15 protein-coding genes are annotated in these 15,014 nt (G+C 54.7%); 6 read left to right on the top strand and 9 right to left on the bottom strand.

All coding sequences use genetic code 11. The features are described from left to right. Positions 1-65: 65 nt before the first annotated feature. From prmA to QLG09_RS11860, 9 genes are all read right to left on the bottom strand, one after another. The gene (gene prmA, locus QLG09_RS11900) at positions 66-947 is read right to left on the bottom strand and encodes a 50S ribosomal protein L11 methyltransferase (RefSeq protein WP_014171869.1); all 882 of its coding nucleotides are present in this window, start codon (positions 945-947) and stop codon (positions 66-68) included. An 11-nt stretch (positions 948-958) separates the two neighbouring features. Beyond that, positions 959-2,410 carry a sodium/pantothenate symporter gene (gene panF, locus QLG09_RS11895; protein WP_020883501.1) on the bottom strand — a complete coding sequence of 484 codons (1,452 nt, stop codon included), beginning with the start codon at positions 2,408-2,410 and terminating at the stop codon, positions 959-961. Then, positions 2,400-2,642 (bottom strand): YhdT family protein, encoded by a 243-nt coding sequence (locus tag QLG09_RS11890; protein WP_006178860.1) that lies wholly within the window; start codon positions 2,640-2,642, stop codon positions 2,400-2,402. Before QLG09_RS11890 ends, panF begins: the two co-directional genes overlap by 11 nt. A 110-nt stretch (positions 2,643-2,752) precedes the next feature. Then, positions 2,753-4,102: an acetyl-CoA carboxylase biotin carboxylase subunit gene (gene accC, locus QLG09_RS11885; protein ID WP_020883502.1), complete on the bottom strand. Its 1,350-nt coding sequence runs from the start codon at positions 4,100-4,102 to the stop codon at positions 2,753-2,755. Between the two features lie 10 nt (positions 4,103-4,112). Further along, the gene (accB, locus tag QLG09_RS11880; RefSeq protein ID WP_014171866.1) at positions 4,113-4,574 is read right to left on the bottom strand and encodes an acetyl-CoA carboxylase biotin carboxyl carrier protein; all 462 of its coding nucleotides are present in this window, start codon (positions 4,572-4,574) and stop codon (positions 4,113-4,115) included. Positions 4,575-4,595: 21 nt separating this feature from the next. Beyond that, positions 4,596-5,048: a type II 3-dehydroquinate dehydratase gene (gene aroQ / locus QLG09_RS11875; protein ID WP_014171865.1), complete on the bottom strand. Its 453-nt coding sequence runs from the start codon at positions 5,046-5,048 to the stop codon at positions 4,596-4,598. 234 nt (positions 5,049-5,282) lie between these two features. Then, entirely contained in the window at positions 5,283-5,882 is a 600-nt protein-coding gene (gene msrQ / locus QLG09_RS11870; protein WP_014171864.1) for a protein-methionine-sulfoxide reductase heme-binding subunit MsrQ, read from the bottom strand. Beyond that, the gene (gene msrP, locus QLG09_RS11865) at positions 5,883-6,884 is read right to left on the bottom strand and encodes a protein-methionine-sulfoxide reductase catalytic subunit MsrP (RefSeq protein ID WP_020883504.1); all 1,002 of its coding nucleotides are present in this window, start codon (positions 6,882-6,884) and stop codon (positions 5,883-5,885) included. Between the two features lie 77 nt (positions 6,885-6,961). Next, on the bottom strand, positions 6,962-7,936 hold the full coding sequence (locus QLG09_RS11860) for an MDR family oxidoreductase (protein ID WP_025202902.1): 975 nt from the start codon (positions 7,934-7,936) through the stop codon (positions 6,962-6,964). Between the two features lie 182 nt (positions 7,937-8,118). Between QLG09_RS11860 and csrD the strand changes: the two genes are divergently transcribed. The 6 genes from csrD to rng all read left to right on the top strand — a co-directional run bounded on the left by csrD (position 8,119) and on the right by rng (position 15,012). After that, positions 8,119-10,059: an RNase E specificity factor CsrD gene (csrD, locus tag QLG09_RS11855; protein WP_014171861.1), complete on the top strand. Its 1,941-nt coding sequence runs from the start codon at positions 8,119-8,121 to the stop codon at positions 10,057-10,059. 281 nt (positions 10,060-10,340) lie between these two features. Next, complete coding sequence (gene mreB / locus QLG09_RS11850) at positions 10,341-11,384, top strand: rod shape-determining protein MreB (RefSeq protein WP_000913396.1); 1,044 nt, start codon at positions 10,341-10,343, stop codon at positions 11,382-11,384. 61 nt (positions 11,385-11,445) lie between these two features. Beyond that, positions 11,446-12,462 carry a rod shape-determining protein MreC gene (mreC, locus tag QLG09_RS11845; RefSeq protein ID WP_014171860.1) on the top strand — a complete coding sequence of 339 codons (1,017 nt, stop codon included), beginning with the start codon at positions 11,446-11,448 and terminating at the stop codon, positions 12,460-12,462. Then, entirely contained in the window at positions 12,462-12,950 is a 489-nt protein-coding gene (gene mreD, locus QLG09_RS11840; protein ID WP_014071997.1) for a rod shape-determining protein MreD, read from the top strand. Before mreC ends, mreD begins: the two co-directional genes overlap by 1 nt. A gap of 9 nt (positions 12,951-12,959) precedes the next feature. Next, positions 12,960-13,553 carry a nucleoside triphosphate pyrophosphatase gene (locus QLG09_RS11835; protein WP_014171859.1) on the top strand — a complete coding sequence of 198 codons (594 nt, stop codon included), beginning with the start codon at positions 12,960-12,962 and terminating at the stop codon, positions 13,551-13,553. After that, positions 13,543-15,012 (top strand): ribonuclease G, encoded by a 1,470-nt coding sequence (gene rng, locus QLG09_RS11830; RefSeq protein WP_014885432.1) that lies wholly within the window; start codon positions 13,543-13,545, stop codon positions 15,010-15,012. The genes QLG09_RS11835 and rng overlap by 11 nt, the downstream gene beginning before the upstream one ends. Positions 15,013-15,014: the final 2 nt, after the last annotated feature.

The following is a 15,014-nucleotide window of genomic DNA, read 5'->3' as shown; positions in this document are numbered from 1 at the left end:
GAAGGGCATAGGAGGAGAGGATTATCGGAGGAAGAGAGGCGTGGTCAGATGACCACGCCAATGGCTTACTTTTTACGGCCCGTAATACGACACCACTCTTCTTTTTCGACCACCGGATCGAGGGCGAAAAGATCGGCGTAGGCTTCGCAAACGCTGTCAGCCTGGCTTGCCAGGATCCCGGAAAGTCCCAGCAGACCGCCGTCAACGGGCAGTACGCTGATTAACGGGGCCAGTTCGCGTAATGGGCCGGCCAGAATGTTCGCCACCACCACATCGGCTTTCATGGCTTCTGGCTGCGCATCCGGCAGATACAGTTCAAGACGGTCAGAAACGCCGTTGCGTTCAGCGTTATCACGGCTGGCCTGAATAGCCTGTGGATCGATATCGATCCCAATGGCTTTGGCCGCGCCCAGTTTCAGCGCCGCGATAGCGAGGATCCCGGATCCGCATCCGAAGTCGATCACCGTCTTGCCGTCCAGATCCAGACTGTCCAGCCACTGCAGGCACAGAGAAGTCGTCGGGTGAGTACCGGTCCCAAATGCCAGGCCCGGATCCAGCATCACGTTTACCGCGTTTTCATCCGGAACGTCACGCCAGCTCGGGCAGATCCACAGACGTTTACCGAACTGCATTGGGTGGAAGTTATCCATCCACTCGCGTTCCCAGTCTTTGTCTTCCAGCTGTTCAATTTTGTGTGCAAAACCCGCACCCAGCAGCGGATGATTTTCCAGGATCGCGACAACCTCTTTCATGTCAGTTTCTGCATCAAACAGGCCAATAACGTCGGTATCACCCCACAGGCGGGTTTCGCCCGGCAGTGGCTCAAACACCGGCGTGTCATGCGTGTCCTGGAAGGTGATGGAGACCGAACCGGCTTCCATCAGCGCATCGCTTAGCTCTTCGGCGTTAGCGCCGGTTGTATTCAGTTTTAGTTGGATCCACGGCATGGCAAAACTCTTTATTTATCAGTAGAAATCGTAGCGGGCTGTGGGACAGGCTGACCGAAACGGTTCCCGACCACAAACGCCAGTAAACTTAACAGTAACGAAGGCACAATAGGATGGAAGCCCAGGTACTGAATTTTAAATGTAGCTAGCACGGCATACAGCACACCGCCGACAATCATGCCGCTCAGGGCGCCGGCAGCGTTGGCGCGCTCCCAGTAGAGGCCCAATACCAGCGGCCACAGGAAGACGGCTTCAAGGCCGCCAAACGCCAGCAGGTTCAGCCAGATGATCATCTCCGGCGGACGCCATGCGGCTAACAGCAGCAGCGCGCCTAAAACGAGCGTAATCACCGCCGACATACGCTTAAGGCGTCGTTCATTTTGAACCTGCTCAGGACGCAGGTTCAGATAGAGATCTTTAATGATCGTAGCGGAACTCTGCAGTAGCTGGGCGTTAATGGTCGACATTATGGCGGCCATTGGCGCGGCGAGGAATATCCCCGCGGCAAAAGGCGGAAGCACTTTGACCATCAGGGTCGGGATCACCAAATCGGGAACCGTAAGGTCGGGGATCACCGCACGTCCTAACGCACCCGCCAGATGCATGCCGAACATCAGGATTGCAACAACGACCGTCCCGATAATAATACCCCGGTGAACGGCTTTGCTGTCTTTATACGAGATACAACGCACGGCGGTATGCGGCAGGCCAATAACACCAAAGCACACCAGCACCCAGAACGACGTCATAAATGTTGGCGAAAGGATATCATCCGCACCCTGCGGGGAAATCAGTTTCGGGTCAATCGCTTCCAGAGTTTCAACGGCATGGCTCAGACCACCTGCGGCGTGAACAATTCCCACCAGCAGAACGATTGTGCCGACGAGCATCACCATCCCCTGCAGCGTATCGTTCAGCACGCTGGCGCGAAATCCGCCAAACGCGGTATACAGCGCAATGCTCACCCCAAAGATGATAAGGCCCGTCTCATAGGGGATCCCAGCAGCGGTTTCCAGCAGACGTGCCCCGCCGATGAACTGCACCGTCATTGCACCAATAAACGCGACCAGCAGGCTTAAGCTTGCCAGCCACACCAGCAGACGGCTCTGGTAGCGCGCAAACAGCATATCGTTGAGCGTCACGGCGTTATAACGGCGTGCCAGAATGGCAAACTTTTTACCCAGTATACCCAGCGAGAGCCAGACGGCAGGCAGCTGAATCATTGCCAGCAGCACCCAGCCTAACCCGTATTTATAGGCTGCACCGGGGCCACCGATAAACGAGCTGGCGCTGATATAGGTGGCGGTAAGCGTCATGGCCAGCACGACACCGCCCATCGAGCGACTGCCGAGGAAATACTCATTCAGGAAAGTGCCGGTTGTCCTCTTACGCATTGCATAAACGGACAAACCAAACACGACCACCAGGTACGCGACCAGCGGCAGAATGACTTCAAGCTGCATCATCATCCTCCAGCGGGATATCCCGGTAGATAAATTTCACCATTGCCCAGCACAGCAGGATAAAGACCAGCGGCACCAGCAGGCAGGCCATTTCGAACCAGTGAGGCAGGCCGGTAATGCCAATAGCCGAGTCAGGTAAGTAAGCGGTCACCAACCATGCGGCAAGATAGAGAAGGGTCAGCCACAGCGCCCATCGCGCTTCTTTATGGGCCTGAACAAAACGCTTGTCCATTTTTTGTCCCTTGTGGATGAATAAAGCGGGGATTGTACATGATGGGGCTTTCCGATCCCCAGAAATAAAAAAAGGCCGGATTATCCGGCCTTTTTGGCGTGACTGCGCGCTTACTTCTCTTGCAGACCGAGTTTTTTCTCCAGATAGTGGATGTTAGTCCCACCATTCTGGAAGTGCTCGTCGCTCATGATACGCATCTGCAGTTCAACGTTGGTTTTGATACCGTCGATGATCAGCTCCTGCAGGGCGTTCTTCATGCGGGCAATTGCCACGTCACGGTTTTCGCCGTAGCAGATAAGCTTACCGATCATGGAGTCATAGTACGGGGGTACGGTGTAACCCGCGTAGATATGAGACTCCCAACGCACACCAAAGCCACCCGGCGCGTGGAAACGCGTGATTTTACCCGGGCTTGGCAGGAAGGTATTCGGGTCTTCGGCGTTGATACGGCATTCCACCGCATGGCCTTTGACCACAACTTCTTCCTGTTTGATGGACAGAGGCTGACCCGCAGCGATACGCAGCTGTTCTTTGATCAGGTCAACGCCGGTAATCATTTCGGTAACCGGGTGTTCTACCTGAATACGGGTGTTCATCTCAATGAAGTAGAACTCGCCGTTTTCGAACAGGAACTCGAAAGTACCCGCACCGCGATAGCCGATATCGACACAGGCTTTAGCACAACGCTCGCCGATGTAGCGACGCAGTTCCGGCGTAATGCCCGGTGCTGGCGCTTCTTCAACCACTTTCTGGTGACGACGCTGCATGGAGCAGTCACGTTCTGCCAGATAGATAGCGTTACCCTGACCGTCAGCCAGCACCTGAATTTCGATGTGGCGTGGGTTTTCCAGGTATTTTTCCATGTACACCATGTCATTGCTGAAAGCTGCTTTCGCTTCCGCTTTGGTCATGGAGATGGACTGAGCCAGTTCAGCATCGCTACGCACAACGCGCATACCGCGACCGCCGCCGCCGCCGGACGCCTTGATGATAACCGGATAGCCAATGCGTTTCGCATGAGCACGGTTAGCATCCATGTCGTCGGTCAGAGGACCGTCAGAGCCCGGTACGGTTGGAACACCGGCTTTTTTCATCGCGGTGATTGCGGACACTTTGTCGCCCATCAGGCGGATAGTGTCAGCTTTCGGGCCGATGAAGATAAAGCCAGAGCGCTCAACCTGCTCAGCAAAGTTGGCGTTCTCAGAAAGGAAGCCATAACCCGGATGAATTGCCACCGCGCCGGTGATTTCAGCGGCGCTGATGATAGCCGGGATGTTCAGATAGCTTTTTACGGACGGAGCCGGGCCAATACAGACCGTCTCATCCGCCAGCAATACGTGTTTTAAATCGCGATCCGCGCTTGAGTGCACAGCGACGGTCTTGATGCCCAGTTCTTTACAGGCACGAAGAATACGCAGTGCAATCTCGCCGCGGTTGGCGATAACAATTTTATCCAGCATGTTCGCCTCGTTACTCGATGACGACCAGCGGCTCGTCAAATTCAACCGGCTGACCACTTTCGACCAGAATCGCTTTCACAGTGCCTGATTTGTCTGCTTCGATCTGGTTCATCATTTTCATCGCTTCAACGATGCACAGGGTATCGCCTGCGTTGACTTTCTGACCCACTTCGATGAACGCTTTCGCGTCCGGGCTCGGGGTGCGGTAGAAAGTACCAACCATTGGGGAACGTACGATGTGACCACTGATTTCTGCTGCAGCGGCAGGTGCGGCTTCAGCTGCTGGTGCAACGGCTGCGGAAAGCGCAGGCTGCTGCACTGGCGCAGCATAAGCCTGCTGCATTACCGGGAAGCTAGCGGCTGGGGCTGCACGGCTGATGCGTACAGACTCTTCGCCTTCAGAAATTTCCAGTTCGGAGATGCCTGATTCTTCAACCAGCTCGATCAGTTTTTTAATCTTACGAATATCCATGAGTGGGTTCCGTACTCTTGTTTAGTGTGATTGTGACAAGCGTTTTACCGCTGTCTGTAAAGCGTATGAATAGCCGTCAGCGCCCAGTCCGCAAATAACGCCAGCGGCGATATCTGATAGATAGGAATGGTGGCGGAACGGCTCTCGGGCGTGCACATTGCTCAGGTGGATCTCGATAAACGGGATACTCACTGCGAGCAGTGCGTCGCGAATAGCAACACTGGTGTGCGTAAACGCGGCCGGATTGATCAGGATATAGTCCACAGTGTCTTTAGCCTGATGAATACGGTCGATGATTGCGTACTCCGCGTTCGACTGAAAATGATCCAAATCCACATTCAGCGACGTTGCTTCCGTGCTCAGACGGTTAACAATTTCACTCAATGTTAGCGAGCCGTACTTCTCTGGCTCGCGGGTGCCGAGCATGTTCAGGTTCGGTCCGTTTAAAACTAAGATATGGAACTTATCAGCCATTGTGCCGCTATCTCCTGCGATTCTCCGGTAAAAAACAAAATATACCTTCGAAGCACGATTGTCACCTTTTCAGAGGCCTAAAACCGCTGTCGGGTAAACCAAAGTCGCACATTATAACGATTTCGTAGCATTTGGCAGCTAAATACTGGTCTTATCAGGGAAGATTATCAACCGCTATCCGAAAAAGATTCGCGGTTGACAGGGATTCTGCGGGAAAACGCACAGTTTCGCGAATTATCGCAACCACTGACGGAACTTCTTGTAACGCCATGCTAAAAGCGCCACAGCCAGCAGCGCGTAGAGTATGGGCTGCGGGGAGAGGATCTTCACCGACCACAGATAATGGATGGGTGCGAGGATCGCGACAAGATAGACGAAGTTGTGCAGCAGTTGCCAGCGCCTGCCCAATGTACGTTGTGCATATTGCGTTGATGTCAGTGCTAAGGCCAGTAACACCAGCCAGCTCACGATACCTAACGTCAGGTACGGACGGGTAACCAGTTCGCGGCCCAGCAGTGCCAGGTTGTTAATGCCCAGTTCCAGCAAGGCGTAGCTGGTCAAATGGAGCGTTGCCCAGGCAAAACACCATAGCCCCAAAAGCCGGCGGGTGCGTATCAATAATGGCTGTTTAGCGTAGCGCGCTAACGGTGACACCAGCAAGGTCGCCAGTAAAAATTTCAGAGCCATCCGACCGGTAAAGTGCTGGATATCCTTTGCCGGATCAGCGCTAAAAAGCCCCTGGCTGGCGGCCCAGAATAACCAGATAAAAGGAAGCAACCCGGCTAAGTGCAACAGCACTTTCAGCCAGGTTATCTGTTTTGCCGTTAAACGCACTCAGAAGTTCTCCCGTAAATTAAGGCCACGGTAAAGCGACGCCACTTCATCAGCGTAGCCGTTAAACAGCAGTGTCGGCTGACGCTTCACATCCAGCGCGCCGCCGGAACCGATAAATCGCTCGGTGGCCTGTGACCAGCGGGGATGATCGACGTGCGGGTTCACATTGGCAAAAAAGCCATATTCGTCGGGCGCCGCCAGGTTCCAGGTCGTGGGTGGACGTTCGCGGGTGAGCTTAATGCTGACGATAGATTTAATCCCTTTAAAACCGTACTTCCACGGCACCGTTAAGCGAACAGGCGCGCCGTTCTGCGGCGGGAGTGCTTTGCCGTAAACACCGACGGTCAGTAGCGTAAGAGGATGCATCGCTTCGTCGAGCCGTAACCCTTCGACATACGGATACGCAAGCCCACCGCCGATAAACCGATCTTTCTGGCCCGGCATCTCGTCCGGGGCGTAGCGCGTCTGGAAAGAGACATATTTTGCGTTGCTGGTGGGTTCAACCATCGCCAGCAGTTTATGCAGCGGGAAGCCTACCCAGGGCACAACCATCGACCAGGCTTCCACGCAGCGCATGCGGTAGATACGCTCTTCCAGTGGGAAACGGGTGGTGAGATCGTGATGGTCCAGCGTCAGCGGTTTTGCCACTTCACCGTCGATTTTCAGCGTCCACGGATCGGTTTTCATACTCCCCGCGTTGGCCGCAGGATCGGCCTTATCGAGACCAAATTCGTAGAAATTGTTATAGCCGGTCACTTTGTCTTCCGGCGTGAGCGTCAGTGTGTTTTGCCACTGAGCGGGCTTCGTAAAGGTGAGCGGGGCGCCGGAAGGGGCTTTGGGGCGATCGTTACCTTTAAACCAGTCGAGCAGGTCGGCATGAGCCGCAGGGGAAAGCGTCAGTGCGGTGGCGCTGATGCCAAGCATTTTCAGGATCTGGCGGCGCTGTAACATAAAGACAGATTCAGACGTTACGTCGGCTTCCGTCAGTTTTCGGGTTTTCATGGCATCCTCCGTCATGCGTTTTTCTAAGCATGACGGAGGAGAGGGATTAGCGCGAATATGTCACGAAAATTTGAAGATTAGGCAATTTTCACCAGCGCGCGGCCGTGGAACTGGTTGTCCATGATCTTGCTGGCATATTCAGGCGCCTGGCTAAGCGTGATTTCGGTTGCGCTCTGAGTAAAGAACGTGTCCGGCAAATCGCGCTGCAGACGTTCCCAGGCCGCAATGCGGCGCGCCGCCGGGGTCATCACGGAATCAACACCCTGCAGGCGAACGTTACGCAGAATAAAGGGCATCACGGTGGTGGGCAGGGCAAAACCGCCCGCCAGACCACAGGCTGCCACGCAGCCGCCGTAGTTCATCTGCGCCAGCACTTTTGCCAGCACTTTGTCACCGACGGTATCTACCGCACCTGCCCAGAGCTGTTTTTCCAGTGGACGGGTTTCGGAAAACTCGTCGCGGCTCAGGATGCGATTAGCGCCGAGCTGACGCAAGTATGCGTGGGTGCTCTCGCGCCCGGAAACTGCCGCAACCTGGTAACCCAGTTTGTGCAGCAATGTCACCGCCGTACTGCCCACACCACCGCTGGCACCGGTCACGACGATCTCACCCGATTCAGGGCGAATACCGGCATCTTCCAGCGCCATCACGCACAGCATGGCGGTAAAGCCTGCGGTACCGATGATCATCGCTTTACGACCATCCAGGCCTTGTGGCATCGGCACCAGCCAGTCGCCTTTCACGCGCGCCTGTGTCGCCAGCCCACCCCAGTGATTTTCACCCACGCCCCAGCCCGTGAGCAGCACCTGCTGGCCGGCATGGAAGCGCGGATCTTCGCTCGCATGAACCCGGCCCGCAAAATCGATACCTGGCACCATAGGGAAATTTCGGATGATTTTACCCTTCCCGGTAATAGCCAGCGCATCTTTATAATTTAAACTGGACCAGTCGATGTCGACGGTCACTTCGCCTGCCGGCAGTCGGCTCTCTTCAACGGCCTGCACCGAGGCAAGCGTTTTGCCGTCCTGCTGTTCTAAGATCAAAGCCTGCATACAGGGTCCTCACGACTCAGATGATTGGAAAATAGCTCCTGAAGACTATACTCCCTCAGGGAAAAGCAATGCCGATTTAACGCAATAAATTGCCAGATACGCCAGGTTTGATAGTATGCCGCATTTGAAATGCAAGTTAGCGCTTACTCGCTAACCCCTCAACCCACGGAGTTATCTCAAGGATGCGATTAACGACGAAGTTCTCGGCTTTTATCACCTTACTGACGGGGCTGACCATTTTTGTCACGCTCCTTGGCTGTTCTCTGAGCTTTTATAACGCCATTCAGGACAAGCTGGTTAATCGGGTGCAGTCTGTCGCGTCGGTGATTGATAATCGTCTCCTCACCACCCCGCTGCCGGCGCTGTCCCGCGAGCTGGATGAGTTGATGGTGCCTGTCGATATTGTCCAAATCGACATTCTGCAGGGAAAGCATAATGTTTTAAGCCATGCCCGGCAGGACAGCTATCGGCCTGCGGGCGTGGTAAGCCAGTACCGGGAAGTGACGGTGCACTCCCTTAAAAACCCGGGCATGACCATAAACATGGTCTACCTCGATCCAATGGCCAGCTACTTCCGCTCGATGATGACCACCGCGCCGCTCACCGTCGCCGTCGCGTTTATTGTCCTGCTGATTTTTCTCGCGGTTCGCTGGCTGCGCCGTCAGCTCTCTGGTCAGGAACTGCTGGAGATGCGTTCCGTGCGAATACTGAACGGTGAACGCGGCCCGCAGGTGCGTGGCTCGATCCATGAATGGCCTGCACGTGCCAGCAGTGCGCTGGATACGCTGCTCTCAGAAATTCAGTTCGCCAGCGACCAGCGCAGCCGTATGGACACACTGATCCGCTCTTACGCTGCGCAGGATAATAAAACCGGGCTGAATAACCGTCTTTTCTTTGATAATCAACTGGCCACGTTACTGGACGATCCGGAAAAAGTCGGGACGCACGGTGTTGTCATGATGATTCGCCTGCCTGATTTCGATCTGCTGCGCGACACCTGGGGACAGCGCGTGGCGGAAGAGAATCTCTTTACGCTGATCAACCTGCTCTCCACCTTTATTATGCGTTATCCGGGTGCGCTGCTGGCCCGTTATCACCGCAGCGACTTTGCCGTGCTGCTGCCTCACCGTACGCTGAAAGAGTCAGAAAGCATCGCCAGCCAGCTGCTGAAAGCGGTGGATGCGCTGCCGCAGAGCAAAATGCTCGACAGGGACGATATGGTTCATATGGGCATCTGTGCCTGGCGCGGCGGCCAGTCGACGGAACAGGTGATGGAACATGCTGAAGCGGCAACCCGCAACGCCGTGTTGCAGGGCGCTAACGGCTGGGCAGTGTACGACGATTCGTTACCAGAAAAAGGGCGCGGCAATGTGCGCTGGCGAACGTTAATAGAGCAAATGCTCAGCCGCGGCGGGCCGCGCATTTATCAAAAACCGGCGGTGATGAAAAACGGGAACGTTCATCACCGTGAGCTGATGTGCCGTATTTTTGACGGTACGGAAGAGGTCATCTCCGCGGAATATTTACCGATGGTGCTGCAGTTTGGGCTTTCTGAAGAGTATGACCGCCAGCAGATCACCCGACTCATGCCGTTTTTATCCTTCTGGCCCGAAGAAAACCTGGCGCTACAGGTTACCGTGGAGTCGTTAATTCGCCCGCGTTTTCAGCGGTGGTTGCGTGATACATTAATGCAATGCGAAAAATCGCAACGCAAACACATTATTTTTGAACTTGCTGAGGCGGATGTGGGTCAACACATCAGCCGGTTACGTCCGGTAGTACGGTTGATTAATGCGCTAGGTGCCCGTGTCGCGGTCACGCAGGCGGGTTTAACGCTGGTCAGTACTAACTGGATTAAGGAACTGGATGTGGAGTTATTAAAGCTGCATCCGGGGCTGGTAAGGAACATTGAAAAGCGCACGGAAAACCAGCTGCTGGTACAGAGTCTGGTGGAAGCGTGCAAGGGAACGCGAACACAAGTCTTTGCCACGGGCGTGCGCTCCAGAAGCGAATGGCAGATGTTGACAGAGCGCGGTGTGACGGGCGGTCAGGGGGATTTTTTTGCCTCCTCTCAGCCGCTTGACACCAATGTGAAAAAATATTTGCAAAGATACTCTGTTTGACCTGCCGTTTAATCCGTTTTCACGTAGAATATCGCGCCTGTAGCTTTGAGTATGACGAGCAAAAAGCCAGTGAACGACCTTTAGCGGGTTACAAATGTCAGTGAGGGACGCTACTGTGTACTCAGCCCTGAGGGAATCAGGGAAAGATTTGTAACATCAGGATACGTACTGCACAAATTTTCACCGCTGCAGATGATTTTTGCGCCTTGTCGCTGCTGCGTGTGGTTGGTAAAGTAAGCGGATTTTGTTTTCCGCCCCAGCTTTCAGGATTATCCCTTAGTATGTTGAAAAAATTTCGTGGCATGTTTTCCAATGACCTGTCCATTGACCTGGGTACCGCGAATACCCTTATTTACGTTAAAGGACAAGGCATCGTATTGAATGAGCCTTCCGTTGTGGCCATTCGTCAGGATCGTGCCGGCTCGCCGAAAAGCGTAGCCGCGGTGGGTCATGACGCGAAGCAGATGCTGGGACGTACCCCTGGCAACATCGCCGCAATCCGCCCAATGAAAGACGGCGTTATCGCTGACTTCTTCGTGACTGAAAAAATGCTTCAGCACTTCATCAAGCAGGTTCACAGCAACAGCTTCATGCGCCCAAGCCCGCGTGTTCTGGTGTGTGTGCCGGTTGGTGCCACCCAGGTTGAACGTCGCGCAATCCGTGAATCAGCCCAGGGTGCAGGCGCGCGTGAAGTGTTCCTGATTGAAGAGCCAATGGCGGCGGCAATCGGTGCGGGTCTGCCTGTTTCTGAAGCGACCGGTTCTATGGTGGTGGATATCGGTGGTGGTACCACTGAAGTGGCCGTTATCTCCCTGAACGGCGTGGTGTACTCCTCTTCCGTGCGTATTGGTGGCGATCGTTTCGACGAAGCCATCATTAATTATGTGCGTCGTAACTACGGTTCCCTGATCGGCGAAGCGACCGCTGAGCGTATCAAGCATGAAATCGGTTCCGCTTACCCGGGCGATGAAGTGCGTGAAATCGAAGTTCGCGGCCGTAACCTGGCTGAAGGTGTTCCACGCGGCTTTACCCTGAACTCCAACGAAATTCTGGAAGCGCTGCAGGAACCTCTGACCGGTATCGTGAGCGCAGTGATGGTTGCTCTGGAACAGTGCCCACCAGAACTGGCGTCTGACATCTCCGAGCGCGGTATGGTTCTGACCGGTGGTGGTGCGCTGCTGCGTAACCTCGACCGCCTGTTAATGGAAGAGACAGGTATTCCTGTCGTAGTTGCAGAAGATCCACTGACTTGCGTCGCCCGTGGCGGTGGCAAGGCGCTGGAAATGATCGACATGCACGGCGGCGACTTGTTCAGCGAAGAGTAGTCATTGTGAAAGGGTAGCGTATCGCTACCCTTTCTCTCTGACACGAGAATACGCATAGCCTATGAAGCCAATTTTTAGCCGTGGCCCATCGCTACAGTTTCGCCTCATTCTGGCGGTCCTGGTTGCGCTTGGGGTCATTATTGCCGATAGCCGCCTCGGTACGTTCAGTCAGATCAGAACGTACATGGATACCGCCGTCAGTCCTTTCTACTTTATTTCAAATGGTCCCCGTGAGTTGCTCGACTCCGTTTCTCAAACGTTGTCTTCACGTGACCAACTCGAACTCGAAAACCGGGCATTACGTCAGGAACTGCTGTTGAAAAACAGCGAGCTACTGATGCTGGGACAATATAAGCAGGAAAACGCGCGTCTGCGTGAGCTGCTTGGCTCGCCGCTGCGTCAGGATGAGCAGAAGATGGTGACGCAGGTGATCTCCACCGTCAACGATCCCTACAGCGATCAGGTTGTGATCGACAAAGGGAGCGTGAACGGTGTGTATGAAGGTCAGCCTGTTATCAGTGATAAAGGCGTTGTAGGCCAGGTTGTTGCTGTGGCCAAACTGACCAGCCGCGTTCTGCTGATCTGCGATGCCACGCATGCGTTGCCGATTCAGGTACTGCGTAATGACATTCGCGTCATCGCGGCCGGTAACGGGTGTACCGACGATCTCCAGCTGGAACATCTGCCGGCTAACACGGACATTCGTGTGGGCGACGTTCTGGTGACGTCGGGTCTGGGTGGACGTTTCCCTGAAGGGTATCCGGTTGCGGTTGTCTCTTCGGTGAAGCTTGATACGCAGCGTGCCTATACCGTGATTCAGGCGCGTCCAACCGCAGGTTTACAGCGTCTTCGCTACCTGCTGCTGCTGTGGGGCGCCGACCGCAATGGTGCTAACCCCATGACGCCTGAAGATGTTCATCGCGTCGCGAATGAACGCCTGATGCAAATGATGCCGCAGGTTCTGCCGGCACCGGATGCCATGGGACCCCCTGCGCCAGTACCGGCCCCTGCTACGGGGCTAACGCAGCCGCTGCCGGATGCACCGCCACCGCCTAAACTCTCCTCGGGAGGGCAGTAGTGGCAAGTTATCGTAGCCAGGGACGCTGGGTTATCTGGCTCTCATTTCTCATTGCGCTGTTACTTCAAATCATGCCCTGGCCGGACGACATTCTCGTTTTCCGGCCAAACTGGGTATTGCTCATTTTGCTCTACTGGATCCTTGCCCTGCCGCACCGCGTAAATGTCGGCACAGGTTTTGTGATGGGTGCCATACTGGATCTCATTAGTGGCTCTACGCTTGGCGTGCGCGCCTTGTCCATGAGTATTATTGCGTACCTCGTCGCACTTAAATTCCAGCTCTTTCGTAACCTCGCGCTCTGGCAACAGGCGCTGGTGGTGATGTTGTTGTCGCTTGCTGCGGATATCGTTGTTTTCTGGGCAGAGTTTTTAGTGATCAACGTCTCTTTCCGACCGGAAGTGTTCTGGAGTAGTGTAGTAAACGGTGTGCTCTGGCCGTGGCTGTTCCTGCTGATGCGTAAGGTTCGCCAGCAGTTTGCTGTGCAATAAAAGGTTTCTATGACGTCTCTATATCTTGCTTCTGGTTCTCCGCGTCGTCAGGAGTTGCTCACTCAACTGGGCGTCTCCTTTGAACGCATTGTTACGGGCATCGAAGAGAAACGCGCTGAAGGCGAAAGTGCCCAGCAGTACGTTTCTCGACTGGCGCGTGAGAAAGCGCAGGCAGGCGTGGCGCAAACGCCGCGTGACTTGCCGGTGCTGGGGGCAGATACCATCGTTATTCTTAACGGTGAAGTGCTTGAGAAACCGCACGACGCTGAACATGCGGCGCGCATGCTGCGCAAAATGTCCGGACAAACACATCAGGTAATGACCGCCGTCGCGCTGGCGGACAGCCAGCACGTGCTGGACTGCCTGGTGGTGACGGACGTGACATTCAGAGTGCTTACCGACGACGAGATCGCCGCTTATATCACCAGCGGTGAACCGATGGATAAGGCAGGTGCATACGGTATTCAGGGGCTGGGTGGCTGTTTTGTCAGGAAGATTAATGGCAGCTATCACGCCGTAGTCGGCTTACCGCTGGTGGAAACGTATGAGTTGCTGAGCAATTTTAACTCACTGCGTGAGGGAAGGGATAATTATGACGGCTGAATTGTTGGTAAACGTAACGCCATCGGAAACCCGTGTGGCCTATATTGATGGTGGCATTCTTCAGGAAATTCATATTGAGCGTGAAGCGCGGCGCGGAATAGTAGGCAATATCTACAAAGGTCGTGTCAGTCGTGTACTACCGGGTATGCAGGCGGCTTTTGTAGATATTGGACTGGATAAGGCGGCATTTTTACATGCCTCCGACATTATGCCGCATACCGAGTGCGTCGCGGGCGAAGAGCAAAAGCAGTTTGCCGTGCGCGATATCTCCGAACTGGTGCGTCAGGGCCAGGATCTGATGGTACAGGTCGTCAAAGATCCGCTGGGCACAAAAGGCGCCCGTCTGACTACCGACATTACCTTGCCTTCCCGCTATCTGGTCTTCATGCCTGGCGCGTCGCACGTGGGCGTTTCGCAGCGCATTGAAAGCGAAAGCGAGCGCGAGCGTCTTAAAAAAGTGGTCAGCGCTTACTGCGATGAACAGGGCGGGTTTATCATCCGTACCGCCGCAGAAGGGATCAGTGAAGACGATCTGGCGTCTGATGCGGCCTACCTCAAGCGCGTCTGGACCAAAGTCATGGAGCGTAAAAAACGCAACCAGACCCGCTACCAGCTTTACGGCGAACTGGCGCTGGCTCAGCGCGTCCTGCGTGATTTTGCCGATGCACAGCTCGACAGAATTCGCGTGGATTCCCGCCTGACCTATGAAGCACTGCTGGAATTTACTGCCGAATACATTCCCGAAATGCCTGGCCTGCTGGAGCATTACACGGGGCGTCAGCCTATCTTCGATCTCTATGACGTCGAAAATGAGATCCAGCGTGCGCTGGAACGCAAGGTTGAACTGAAGTCCGGCGGCTATCTGATCATCGATCAGACCGAAGCGATGACGACGGTGGATATCAACACCGGCGCGTTTGTCGGCCATCGCAACCTGGATGACACCATCTTTAATACCAACATCGAAGCCACGCAGGCCATCGCCCGCCAGCTTCGCCTGCGCAATCTGGGTGGCATTATCATCATCGACTTTATCGATATGAGTAATGAAGACCATCGCCGTCGTGTGCTGCACTCGCTGGAGCAGGCGCTGAGTAAAGATCGCGTAAAAACCAGCATCAACGGCTTCTCACAGCTGGGGCTGGTGGAAATGACGCGTAAGCGTACCCGCGAAAGCGTGGAGCATGTGCTGTGCAATGAATGCCCAACCTGCCACGGACGTGGCACAGTAAAGACGGTTGAGACCGTCTGCTACGAGATCATGCGTGAAATCGTTCGCGTTCATCATGCCTACGACTCCGATCGTTTTCTGGTCTATGCTTCCCCTGCGGTGGCTGAAGCGCTGAAAGGCGAAGAGTCGCACGCGCTGGCGGAAGTGGAAATCTTTGTCGGCAAACAGGTAAAAGTTCAAATCGAACCGCTCTATAACCAGGAGCAGTTTGACGTCGTGATGATGTAATA

Origin of the sequence: Enterobacter sp. V89_11 (assembly GCF_029967775.1) — a bacterium.
GTDB classification, from domain to species: Bacteria; Pseudomonadota; Gammaproteobacteria; order Enterobacterales; family Enterobacteriaceae; genus Enterobacter; species Enterobacter ludwigii.
This window is presented reverse-complemented; position numbering and strand designations above follow the sequence as displayed.